The following is a 12,009-nucleotide window of genomic DNA, read 5'->3' as shown; positions in this document are numbered from 1 at the left end:
AAGGTGGCTGTCGGGGGACGAGCCACCGGGGCCAGGGGGTGTGATGGGTTGTTTACCAAACTTTTGGAAGTTTAATAAAGCTGCTGTTTAGTACAGTTCGTTACCGTTCTGAACAAATTCGGATTGAACCATCATTTGTACCTGAACCCGTCAGGCTTTATCTTGTCTGGCGGTTTATAACTTACCGGTTGCTGAAATTAATATTCTTCGGATAATTCAAATATTGACCTGTATGAATAAAGAAAGTCGAAGGTACTTTTTAACGCAACAAAACACTGATTATCAATAACTTAAAAATATTTGTACTTCAATAACCCCTTTAAGTCAGCCCATGGTATCTTTTATGCAAAATGTCAGGGGTATAGGTATTTGACTAGGTTTAATTACTAAGTCATTAAAAACCCTTACAACTATGAAGAAATTAGTGATCATTGCGTTCATAACCTTACAGGCGGTACTCCCGGCTTTGGCGCAACAAGGCGGTATCACAGGAAAAATAACAGATGTTACCGGCGATCCCCTGGTCGGTGCAAGCATTATCATCGAAGGCACTACCACCGGTGCCACTACTGATGTAGATGGTACATTTACCATCAGCAACCTTTCTCCACAAACTTATATCCTGCAAATCTCATACATCGGCTATGAGAACTACGAGCAGCAGGTAGAAGTGGGCAGTGGCATCACAGATATTGGCAAGATCACTTTAAGCCAGTCACTCCTCATGCTCAACAACCAGATAGTGATCTCCGGCACCCGGCGGGCTGAAAAGATTACCGAATCACCGGCTACTGTGGAGCTTATTACTGCAAAGCAGATAGAAGAATTGCCCTCGTTTAATCCTGGCGAATTGCTGGCCAGAGTGAAAGGTGTTGACTTTATCCGCTCAGGTGTAGTAGGCACCGGGGTCAACATTCGGGGCTTTAACAGTAACTTCAATGCTAAAAACCTGCAGCTCAATGATGGCCGCTATGCCACCCTGATAGCCACTGGCCTGCCCTTCGGACCACTGACTACGCAGGTGAAAGAGGACGTAGAACGGGTAGAGGTCATCCTCGGCCCCAACGCTGCACTCTATGGCCCCAATGCCCATAACGGACTGGTACACACCATCACCAAAGACCCCAGAACATCGGAAGGCACAACCATAGCACTCGGGGCCGGGAACCAGAGCATGTTCACCTCCAGAGCCAGGCATGCCCAGGTGATCAACGATAAATTTGCTTTTAAAATAACCGGCGAATATACCCGTGGTGAGGAGTTTGACTTCGTGGACTCTGTCTACATCGACAGGCTGGATGCCAACGGTAATCCCGGCCCGGATGGTGTTAAAGAAGGTTACGAAGAGCTGGAGCTGGATAATGATTTCAGCTTTCTGAGAGGAGAAGCCGCCCTGTACTACAGTGTAAAAGAAGACGCTGACCTCATACTCAGCTACAGCGGAAGCAACAGCACTTACCTCGCCCCTACCAATGTGGGCCGCAACCAGATCATAGACTGGAAGATCAACCAGTTCCACCTGCGCTATACTTCGCCAAGGTGGTTTGCCCAGGCATACATGAGCACCAGTAAAACGCAGGACACCTACTCCATCGATGACCGGACCAAAGCCTACTATTCAGGTCTTGACGCCGGGCTTTCCGATGCTGAGGCAAGAGGTGAGCACTCCTACTCCACCGGGGCATTGTTTATCGATGATTCTCAGCGCTACAATGCCGAGCTGCAATACAACAACACCTTTGGCGAGTTCGAAATTGTGGTAGGCAGCCAGTGGCAGCGCGACCTGGCCAACAGCGAAGGCACTTACCTCCTTGATCAAAATGCGGATGACTACATCCAGGTAGACCAGATCGGCTTTTATGGTCAGGTAGAGAAAAAATTTGGCGGAACTTTAAAGACGGTAGTGGCCTTCCGGGGCGACAACCATGAAATCTATGGGTTTAACTTCATTCCTAAAGCAGGAATAGTAAGGACCGGCACTTTGGGTTCATGGCGCCTGACTTACGGCCAGGGTATTGCCGCACCTACCATACTCAATATGTACGGCGACCTTTTCAGCGGTTTGATACTGGGCAATGCGGAAGGCTTTACGCTGGCTGATGGCACCACGGTAGAGAAGCAGAAAGTGGAGAAGATCCAGACTTTTGAACTGGGTTACAAAGGTCAGCTTGCTCCTAAGAAATTGTTTATCGACGCCAATGCGTACTACAACATTTCTGAGGATTTCCTCAGCCCTGTAACGGTTGTGGGCGTAGCTACCGAAAGGGGTGGCGTGCCAATAAGCCAGGTACAAAGTGGCTATGGCGTGTACGGCGGTTTGGTGGCCACTTACGTAAATTTCGGAAAAGTAAATACCTACGGCGCCGACCTCGGCCTTACCTACGCCATTACTGAGCAATTAAGCACCACAGTTAACTATTCTTACTTCGATTACAGTGTTGATAAAGATGATCTGGCTGCAAACGATTTCAATAAAGATGGTGAAGTAAATAAGCTCGATGTGCTGGTCAATACGCCAAAAAACAAAGCCAGCATTGGTTTTAATTACAGCTCAGAAAAGTGGTTTGGCACCTTATTCACCCGCTGGGTACAGGAGTACGACTACTTCTCCAGCTTCCAGATCGCTGCCAAAACCCAGGACCTTGTGTACCGCGGTGTGCCGATAAAGGAAAATGCAAGAAGCGCAGACACCTGGAATTATGGCCCACTGGGAGGTTTTGTCAATGTAGACCTCGGCCTCGGTTACAGGGTCAACAAAGTGTTTACAGTCTCCGGACAAGTTACTAACCTTTTTGATGCGGAATTCAGAGAGTTCACCGCCTCACCGTTCATTGGCAGGCTATATTCCCTTGAGGTAAAGGCCAGTTTCTGACGAAAGATAAATTCATAATTTGTTGTTGCACTCTGACTGACATTGGAGTTAAAAGCCCGGGTGATGCCGGGCTTTACTTTTGAAAACAAAAACAACAGTCAGTAGTGCGCGCTACCTTCAGCCGGGGGTAAATTGTCAATATTACTTTTTTGGCGGTAAAGCCTGATACCTATAGAGGGTAGCGTAAAAAGCTCAGTGGTATGACCAGAATGATAAGGTCCGGTTAAACATATTTCAGGACAAAGCACAGTTCTATTTATGGGGATTTCATGCCCAAAACGATAGGCCGGCAGGAAAATGGACCGATCTATGGTATCTGTATAAAAATTATCTTCTTCCACCGCCCTTTGAAAGGCCAAGCCGGAAGCCACATACAACCTTTTCTTTTTGCCAAAGTTCCACTGCAGAAGCACCGCAGCCGACAAGGCTTCAAAGGAGTGATCCCCTTTATCGTTGCTAAAATAATGGATATAAGGGCTGATTGAGAGATGGTGTTTTAAATGAAATTCTGATCCTAACTGTACGGAAATGCCCGTATAATACATTTCAGCATCACCTGTAAAATAAAAGCCGAGGTAGTTGTTCCATTTTGACTGAGCACCAAGCGAGCCGGAAAAAACGATCAGTAAAAACAAGAAGACTGACTTCATTATTGTAAAAGTGCTTAAAATATTAAGGTTAAATTTATCTACCGGAGTTACCCTCCTATCTCCTCTGCATTTTCATAATCGGCTTCGGTGAAATAGTATCTGCTTACGGTGTTAGTATTATCTATCATTTTCAAATCATAATTGTTTTCATACAGAATGTTTCGTTCTGAATATGTTCCTATGTAGATCAGCACCCTTTCAGCATCAAATTCTACAAGAATAGAATCCCCTTCAAAAAAATATTCTGGCGGTATGATCCCACCCCCTGGCTCCGAAGTCTCAAATTTTTCAAATTCCCACACATCTCCTTTATTTAAGAGTTGAATAGTTTTTTGGAGTGTTTGACTCTCCCTGTCAAATGACTTTAAAATCACTTCATGATCAGAGTCGTTTACGATCACGTATCTCGAAAATGTTTTCCTGCCCCAATCACACGACACCATAACAAAGGACGCTGAAAGTGCGAATATTAAAATTAGTTGTTTCATATAATGTTTATTGAGTTTAACCTCCTATTTCCTCTGCATTTTCATAATCAGCCTCGGTGAAGGTGAAGCGATATAGTTCATCATTAATAATTTCGTATGCTTCATTTAAAAGCACATTCCTATCAGTAGGTGGGGTAGCAGTCACCACTATATCACCATGATAATAAATCTGCTTTTTTTGATTATCAAAAACCACAATAATCGAATCTGCGCCCAATGCACCCCCTGCGCTTAAGTGTGCTCCTCCATCATTGTCCATCGAACCTTCAAAAATTAAACCTTCTCCTATTATATGTTGTGTGTGTTTGAATATTCCATAGCGATAGAATTCAATTTTAATTTCACTAGAAGTACCATTTTCGAGTCTGTAAGCCCTCCTTATGATATCAATCCGATCAGTCCCACAATTTTGCAGAAAACACAAAACCATACAAATACCAATAATTTTCATTGTTCTCATTTTAGGTGTCGATTTGTTAAAAGTCCATTTACTTCACTTCAAACTCCCACACTTTTATTTGTTGCTTTTTAGTGTCGACAAATTCCAGGAGTTCATAATTTTCCTCACAAAGAGGATTATCACTCCTATTACAATCTTCATTTAGATAAATGGAAGCCGTGGCAGATGCTAACTCCATCTTAATAGAATCGTATGGAGTGGTGCTGTTAAAGGGAGGGGTGCTAATGAGCCCTGAAGTACCTGTTGACGATGATTCATACAGCAACACTCTTTCTCCGGCAGATATTGCAAACTCATGGGCTATATTAGATGGAAGAGTAGTGTTTCCAAACCAGTATAACCTGATGTCTTCACCCTTACTGTTTTTCATGTAGTATTGAGTATACCCTGTAGGCCCACAATCATTACAGTCCGTATCACATGAACCAAGTATGATTAGAAATGCACAAAACATTATTTCAATTTTTTTCATAACTATCAGTAAGTATAAACCCGCTGCATAGAGCTACGCAGAGGGTTTATGGCTTGAATTTACCCTCCTATTTCCTCTGCATTTTCATAATCAGCCTCGGTGAAGGTAAATCGATATAGCTCGTTATTAATTACTTCATAAACTGATTCGGCTAGAAGATCATGCCTTGTTTCAGGAATGGTCTCTGACATGTAGGTTGAATCCGAATAATAATAAATTTGCCGCTTTTTATTGTTGTAAGTTACCACCACTGAATCCATGCCAAAAGCTTGCGAAACACTTGGGCTTTTTCCTGCATCATTGCTTGAAGTTGCCTCATCAATAACTCCTTTCCCTTTTATGGATGAAGTAGATCGAAACTTTCCACGTTCATATATATCAACCTTTACTTCATGTTCTGTACCGTTGTATAAAACATACTTTCGATTTATGCGATCAAACCTATCCGTGCAACCTTGGCACAAAAAAGCAAAAACAGAGAGCATTAAGATTATTTTTTTCATGATTATTAGTTAGTACCAGTTATTAAATAATTCATTTATATTTTCTTCCGTGGGGTTATTATGCCTTTGCTTCATCGACTCTCTCCATTCTAACCAGGAAGAGGCCCCACGTAAACCTTGTTCAATTTGCAGGATAGTGTATCCTGCTACGTTATCAACCGGATAAGCCACACTCCCTCCATGCCCTCTGGTAAATCTTTGATTTTCGTTATCTATCATATCCACTACTATTGAACAATAAATTAAATCATTAGCTCTTTCATTAAAACCAGCTAGCCTTTGCTCTTGATAGTTGCCATTACTCCTACCATCAGGAGGAAATACATGACGATTAATTCTTTTGTCATCTTCATATTCATATCCAGCAATACCAAGCAAATTTCTATACCTTGCTTGGGCAAACTGCCATTCTACTCCATTTGCCCAACTTTCAATTACGGCCTCACTACTAGCTACTTTAGCTCCATAGGCTCCTACAACCAACAATTTAAATGCGTCTCTATCCATATTCCAGTGAGCGGCATGGGCAAGTTCATGTGTAGTTACTGCATAAACTCTGTCTGCCCGATCAGTCCATGTTCTAATATAGATTGAAGGAAGTAATCCCCCGGTTCTTGCATACATGGCGGAATGGCTAGGCTTGTCATTTTGTCTTGCTTTGATATCGGCAGCTATTTTTACCTGAGGTTTTAAATCACTATTTCTAGGAGGACTGGACAGACCAAACCTGGCTCCATAATAATAGTCTCTGGCAGCCTGAAATATCAAAGCGTAATACTGATGTCTGTCAGAAACACCTCTGCTTCCTGCACTCCCAAAATCCTTATTCCAGTTTCCACGCCGCTTAGGCCCGTTATAAGTGGCCTGGCCAAAAGTGCCTGTTCGCACACTGAAATGGTATTTTTCCCATCTTATACTATAGTTTGCATCTCGCCTAAATCTTCCGGCTGCTGAGTAAAACCCATTACTGTTCGTCCAGGCGATATGGGTGGTAAACCACCTTCTAGCCCTTACTTCCACACCAACTACAGGCACAAGCCTTCTTGCTGCGTCGTCCCACACCCTGATACGCCCTGAAGGCCTCCATTTGCTTTTACGGGCATTTGGATTATCCACATCATCTTCTTCAAGATTGCCAGTAATACGAAGTGCCTCATCTACCAGCGTTTCTACCCATTCGGCTGAGGCAAACCTGCCATTGTTCTCATCCGCTTCATCACTTTCTTCATCGGGCATAAACAGCTCGGCCAGCAATTCATACTTTACTCCGTCGGGGAGCTTTTTGTCTGCCTCCACGGCGCAGTATTGATAGGTAGGCTGGTCAACCGGCACTTGGGGGTCATGGTAGAAATCTCCGGGCTGGTCGATTTCATAGTCCAGCGGATAAGAGTAAAGGATGAGGGTAGAATCCTTTTGCAGGATAGACAACTCATCTTCCGTCTTTGGCTTAAACCGGATGTAAAGATGGGTAGTGGTTATCTCCACATCTTCACCGTTTATTCTTCCGTCCGGGTTTGACGCCTTTAGGTTTTCCAGGGCTTTCCGCATGTTTTCGATCGCGTAAGGGTTTTCCAGCTTTTTGCCAAGCCGGGTCATCCCTTCCATGTCTGACGCTGTCAGATAATTTAGCTGTTCTTCCTGAGGCTTTATTGCCTCATCTTTTTGGCAAGACCATGTAATTCCCAGAATTACCGCCCCAACCATCATTGACCGCAGTCTGTTGGTTTTCATTGGTTCTTAAATCATTCATAGTGAATATGGGGTTTTAGTATTTTCACCAAAGGCCCGCTTCTAAGAAACATGGGGGATTTTCAAAGAAAAACACTTGCCTGTCCGTGCCAAAAGTGGTCACGAAAAACAAACCTTACGGAAACTGCCAGCCCTGAATTTTTCAAGGGACTGTCCGCTCAATAAAATGCCTTTTTGATCTGGTTAAACTTCTCTCTTTAATTCCCTATGGGGATCGGGAATTAGTTCAATGCTTCCTTCCTGAAACATTGGTTTATGGTCGTTGCCATTGCGACCTGAGCCTCTATTAGACAGTTACAAAGTACAACCTCCATCGCTATCTCGCAAGTGTTCTTTCCCGACGGCACGAATCACTTTCCGAAAAGAAGCCCCTACCCGATACTTAACACTACTGTAATTCAGCAGTTTGAATCTCGGTGAGGTAATGGTAAAAAAATTAAAAATTTTTCATAAGGTGTACAGCCCGCGAGTCAGTTTCTAGTCAGAGTGCAAATAGTATGCAGTATTCTCTAACTGATGCCAGATAACCAAAGGAAAGATCGTTAACTATCCAGTTGGTTCAATCGGGAAATTACCTGAACCAGGAGATCATTCTGAAGCTTCATTAAACCTAGTAAATTGTGCATAGCATTCAGGTTCTCAAGCTGCAGCGAAAGAAGCTGATTTACCTCGTCCTGAGTGTATTTTCTATCCATTTCAAAAAAATTTAATTAATAAAATAATGCAAATTAAAGTGTTAATACATCTTAATACGTATCATAAGTTATGTAATACGATTCAAATATAGCTTAATTATATGAATTATCAACAACATTGAAATGAACTAAATTTGACTGTATCGCTATTAAAATATAGTAATACGATTCAAATGACCTCTAAAAAGCAAATCAATAGAATACGCGTAGTCCTGGCTGAGCAAGACAGGACCAACAAATGGCTGGCTGAAAAAGTTAAGAAAAACAGAACGACTGTTTCTCGCTGGTGTACCAATGACATGCAACCTTCCCTTGAAACCCTTATCAAGATTGCCGCAGTACTGAATGTTGACGTGAGGGAGCTTTTATACCCCACAAAACAAAAGTGATTTAAATGATCAGATTAAATTACTAACTGGCTTTTCCTTTTTCAGGGCGTAAAGTATCAGCCAGGCTGAGGGTGTAGTAGAGTTCAGGGTATTTAAAATCCATATGCTTGTTTTCCTCCCCTCTTAATTTATAGAACTCCTTGCTTTGACTTTCGTCTGCTAACTTCAGGATTTTGCCATTTGGAAAACAGGGCAAATTATTCCTGAATTGAATAAAGGTGTTTGATTTACGAAAAGTAATGCCTAACCACCTGTTATCAGATTTCAACGGCTTCATACCTCTGACGGGCTCTAACACAATCTTATGAAGGTATTTTGAATTTGTTGATACTGAAAACAGCACAACCGAATTATGGGTCAATAAAATCTCCGACTCCTCCTGGGTTTCCTTGTGTTTAATTTTGAGCTTTCTTATAGATTGCTCGGTAAGTTCCTCCGGTTTTTCATAGCAGGAGAACAGGGCAATATATGAGTCATTAGCCACGTCAATACACTGATCCGAATGGTATTTCATTTTGGTGTAGTGCCGGTCATATATTTCAATCAAAGCATTATTAAAAAGTGGTATTGCCGATTGCTTAACATCATTGAAATTTGCATGAATACTATCAACGATCATTTTATGCTGGTCAGAAAAGGTATGGGCAGGAATGCTATAATTGGTGGTAGTTCTAACCAACGGTATTCCTTCCTCACCTTCATGCACCAAATGATTGCCAAGTCTTCCTTTACCGGTTACTTCAAATTGAACAGAACTGGAGAGCTCACTAAACAAATCCTGATCTAGAGGAAGTATTATTTTATGAAATTCAGTGTTATTCATCATGCCCAGGTTGGTGGATTGGTTAATAGATAGGCCTTTTATAATCACCGGAATTCATGCTAAACCGGATCTTTCCATATTCAACCATTTCCTCACTAATATTTTCTTTATAGTAGGAGTTTCGCAAATCACCCATTGTTTCCTCTGTCATGGGTTCCAGTTTCAGCAACTCACCATTCTCCTTGATAAATACCTCGTCATTCTTGTATACCGCCTCCAGGTTAGAGCAACGGGCAACATAGCCCATTCTAACCGGGATCATATCAACGTTCAGTGTAGATGGTCTTATTTCGTGGGTGTATAACCTATTGGTCGAAAGAGGGATCAGGAATACAGAATTCGGATAAAGTGTAACACTGAACTCTTTTACCAGGGATGTATCCTGCACATTATTTTTCAATTTAAAAAGTAGCCGGGTTAACCCACTCGCTTTTTTATAGCACCAGTCATACCTGTCCGTTTGGGAAGGCTGGAGGTACCCAAACTGCGATTGATCATAAAAGGTACAAAAGGCTATTAACCCTTCCAGAGGCATATCCTTGGTCTTGTCAGAGTGGGCTTTGATTTTTGCCTTTGCTTCTTTTCCATTCTCGCTCTTTTGGTTTTCATATACCTGGGCCAATACATGATTAAATTGCGTTTCCTTGTCGAATACGTGCCTGACAGCGTCATTAAGTGTATCAACGATGTTGTGATCAGCTTTGCGAAAGTTATCTGTTGGACCGGTCAGGTTACTGGAACACCTTAAAAGCCGGTAATGAAGAACTTCACCCTCATTTGTGGCCTCTTTAGAAACAGGGGAAAGGTAAATACCTTTTCTCAAAGCCTTTGATTGCTTTGTTGATTCCGTCAATTCCTGAAAAACATGTTCTGATTGAATCAAATTGAAATAGTCATAATCATCAAACATGTCCCTGAAATATACCCCTGCATCATGAATAACAACCGGTACTTGGCCAAGCTTTATTACCCGGATATTCCCAAGGTTTTCATAATTGCTGGAAAGCTCCTCTATTACATCAATAGAAATACCCTGATCTTCCAGCTTTTCCAAATCACCACAAGCATAAACCCTCAGGTAATTTGATAATTGAACATCAGCCGGGTTTTCAAATACTTCCCCGCAGAAGTTGTCCTTTAAATACTTAATCTCCTCATTTTCTCCATTGGCTGAAGGCAGTACAAGGAGGGCATTTTTCGATTTCGATATTTGGTTTTCAGTACTCATCTTATTGGTTCGGGGTAGCAAGTGCGTAAAATAGCTAATACCAAAGGCTTAGCGTTTCAATGGGTTACAAAAGTAGTTGCTCGTACAGGGATGTGCAAATGCTAGATTGAGCGGACGCTAAAGGGACCAGAGGGGTAAATTTATATAGGGACAGGCTTACATAGACACTCATATAATTATTATTCCTCTATTAACGGAAACCATATATTTGGATATCCTTTTTCGTCAATCACCTTAATCCACCCATAAGCTTCTTTTACTACCTTATAGTGGCAACCGTCGCCAGAACCTCCATGATCCTCATACTGTACTAATTTTTGATACTTTACATAGGCCCACGCATCCCGGTTCTCGATGATTTGAACTTCTGAGTATTCCAAATCGGTGGTGTTATTTGGAATACAAATAACAACCTCACTGTCAACTGATCTTTCTTTTCTTAAATTAAGGCAGCTATTAAATAAGTTAACACCTAAACTTAATGCTCGAAATACATTTTGATAACGCTCAGGTAGCTTATCCGGAGCCAGAATGAAGGAGTGATAGGTGTAGAATGGACTTCCTTTTTTTATTAATTCATCAAACTCAATCCATAAACCACCCTTTAAGGTATTTGATAATACTTTAAATTTAGTGCCTCTGATCTCGTATACCTTAAAAAAAGGCCTGTAAAACCCCGCGTAAATTATATCCTCTTGCTTAATAGGTATTGAACTATCATTAGGAATATTCACTTGGCTCCAATTGAAAAACAAATCGATACCATCTTTATTTTCCGCTTGAATGTAGTTTCCATCCGGGGACATAATTAAACCTAATCCCCATTCCGTACTGTCCTGTGGCAAGGCTATTCCACAGTTTGTTTGGCCGTGCGAAATAGAATATGTTATAATGGAGATGAGTAAAACGACCAAGTAATTTTGCATAGTAATCTTTATAAAAATCTGTTTATGAATCGTGCCTTTGGTATACCGCATGGGTTTTGCAAGGCTACCTTTCTTTCATCAATATTGGCAAATTAATCACTTATTAATTAATCCAGTGCCACAGCTACTCATCTTATTGGTTCGGGGTAGCAGGTGCATAAATAGTTAAACCCGAAGGCTCAGCATTTCAATGAGTTACAAAAGTAGTTGCTCGTACAGGGATGCGCAAATGCTACAACCAAAGGAGAAAGCGGATCATGCGATCACCTCCGCGCGATGACGAGAAAAATGACACCTGGACTTTCAACAAAGCTCAAGAATTGCTCCTCTATCCGTTTAAACTCGTATATTTGACATGCAAACTCTATTATAATTTATCATGGTGCAACTAGCATTCTATCGGTTTAAACAGAAAATCCTGGAGAGGCATACGGGTGGAAGTCCCGAGACCTATTTAAAGCACCGCTTTAATGGAGTTTGCAGTGACCTCTCCTCTTTTTATTCATCTAATCCATTTAATTATGCAAACTCCAAATGGTCAATGTATCTGCCTGAAAGGTAATTCGGCAGACACAGCGGTTGATACCCGACAAGTATCAAAAATTCAAAAATCTTTATTACCCTCTCAGGCTGAATTTCTGGATTACATCATGTTTCATGGTGTTTCAGAGTTCTCCAAATCTTTGCGATTAATCCATGATCTGGCCCTCTACCATTCTGATGTATCTTTCAATGGGGAAGAAAAGTCTGCTCT

The 12,009-nt window shown here is 41.7% G+C and carries 13 protein-coding genes; 3 read left to right on the top strand and 10 right to left on the bottom strand.

Annotated features, from left to right (window positions below):
- The first annotated feature begins 412 nt into the window (after window positions 1–412).
- Complete coding sequence (locus tag E1163_RS14045) at window positions 413–2,872, top strand: TonB-dependent receptor (protein WP_155172853.1); 2,460 nt, start codon at window positions 413–415, stop codon at window positions 2,870–2,872.
- A 98-nt stretch (window positions 2,873–2,970) separates the two neighbouring features.
- Here the strand turns inward: E1163_RS14045 and E1163_RS14040 are convergent, their stop codons facing one another.
- From E1163_RS14040 to E1163_RS14010, 7 genes are all read right to left on the bottom strand, one after another.
- On the bottom strand, window positions 2,971–3,522 hold the full coding sequence (locus E1163_RS14040; RefSeq protein ID WP_155172851.1) for a hypothetical protein: 552 nt from the start codon (window positions 3,520–3,522) through the stop codon (window positions 2,971–2,973).
- A gap of 47 nt (window positions 3,523–3,569) precedes the next feature.
- Entirely contained in the window at window positions 3,570–4,010 is a 441-nt protein-coding gene (locus E1163_RS14035) for a hypothetical protein (RefSeq protein WP_155172849.1), read from the bottom strand.
- A 16-nt stretch (window positions 4,011–4,026) separates the two neighbouring features.
- Window positions 4,027–4,470 carry a hypothetical protein gene (locus E1163_RS14030; RefSeq protein WP_155172848.1) on the bottom strand — a complete coding sequence of 148 codons (444 nt, stop codon included), beginning with the start codon at window positions 4,468–4,470 and terminating at the stop codon, window positions 4,027–4,029.
- 28 nt (window positions 4,471–4,498) lie between these two features.
- On the bottom strand, window positions 4,499–4,840 hold the full coding sequence (locus E1163_RS14025; protein ID WP_155172846.1) for a hypothetical protein: 342 nt from the start codon (window positions 4,838–4,840) through the stop codon (window positions 4,499–4,501).
- A 161-nt stretch (window positions 4,841–5,001) separates the two neighbouring features.
- Window positions 5,002–5,445 carry a hypothetical protein gene (locus tag E1163_RS14020; RefSeq protein WP_155172844.1) on the bottom strand — a complete coding sequence of 148 codons (444 nt, stop codon included), beginning with the start codon at window positions 5,443–5,445 and terminating at the stop codon, window positions 5,002–5,004.
- Window positions 5,446–5,454: 9 nt separating this feature from the next.
- A complete protein-coding gene (locus E1163_RS14015) occupies window positions 5,455–7,176 on the bottom strand; it encodes a hypothetical protein (protein ID WP_155172842.1) in 1,722 nt (573 codons plus the stop codon).
- Window positions 7,177–7,736: 560 nt separating this feature from the next.
- Window positions 7,737–7,889 (bottom strand): hypothetical protein, encoded by a 153-nt coding sequence (locus E1163_RS14010; RefSeq protein ID WP_155172840.1) that lies wholly within the window; start codon window positions 7,887–7,889, stop codon window positions 7,737–7,739.
- A 173-nt stretch (window positions 7,890–8,062) separates the two neighbouring features.
- On the opposite strand from E1163_RS14010, the gene E1163_RS14005 reads away from it, so the two are divergent.
- Window positions 8,063–8,278, top strand: coding sequence for a helix-turn-helix transcriptional regulator (locus E1163_RS14005; RefSeq protein WP_155172838.1), 216 nt, complete (start codon window positions 8,063–8,065; stop codon window positions 8,276–8,278).
- Between the two features lie 22 nt (window positions 8,279–8,300).
- On the opposite strand, the gene E1163_RS14000 is transcribed toward E1163_RS14005, so the two are convergent.
- The 3 genes from E1163_RS14000 to E1163_RS13990 all read right to left on the bottom strand — a co-directional run bounded on the left by E1163_RS14000 (window position 8,301) and on the right by E1163_RS13990 (window position 11,255).
- A complete protein-coding gene (locus E1163_RS14000) occupies window positions 8,301–9,104 on the bottom strand; it encodes an alpha-ketoglutarate-dependent dioxygenase AlkB (protein WP_221418000.1) in 804 nt (267 codons plus the stop codon).
- Window positions 9,105–9,123: 19 nt separating this feature from the next.
- Window positions 9,124–10,329 (bottom strand): hypothetical protein, encoded by a 1,206-nt coding sequence (locus E1163_RS13995; protein WP_155172835.1) that lies wholly within the window; start codon window positions 10,327–10,329, stop codon window positions 9,124–9,126.
- Window positions 10,330–10,508: 179 nt separating this feature from the next.
- Window positions 10,509–11,255 (bottom strand): hypothetical protein, encoded by a 747-nt coding sequence (locus E1163_RS13990; RefSeq protein ID WP_185156088.1) that lies wholly within the window; start codon window positions 11,253–11,255, stop codon window positions 10,509–10,511.
- Between the two features lie 470 nt (window positions 11,256–11,725).
- Between E1163_RS13990 and E1163_RS31020 the strand changes: the two genes are divergently transcribed.
- The coding region (locus E1163_RS31020) for a hypothetical protein (protein ID WP_155172832.1) at window positions 11,726–12,009 on the top strand (284 nt) is incomplete at its 3' end.

Origin of the sequence: Fulvivirga kasyanovii, from assembly GCF_009711405.1 — a bacterium.
Taxonomy (GTDB): Bacteria; Bacteroidota; Bacteroidia; order Cytophagales; family Cyclobacteriaceae; genus Fulvivirga; species Fulvivirga kasyanovii.
Note: the sequence above shows the minus strand (reverse complement) of the source record. Positions and strands in the feature narration are given on the sequence as shown.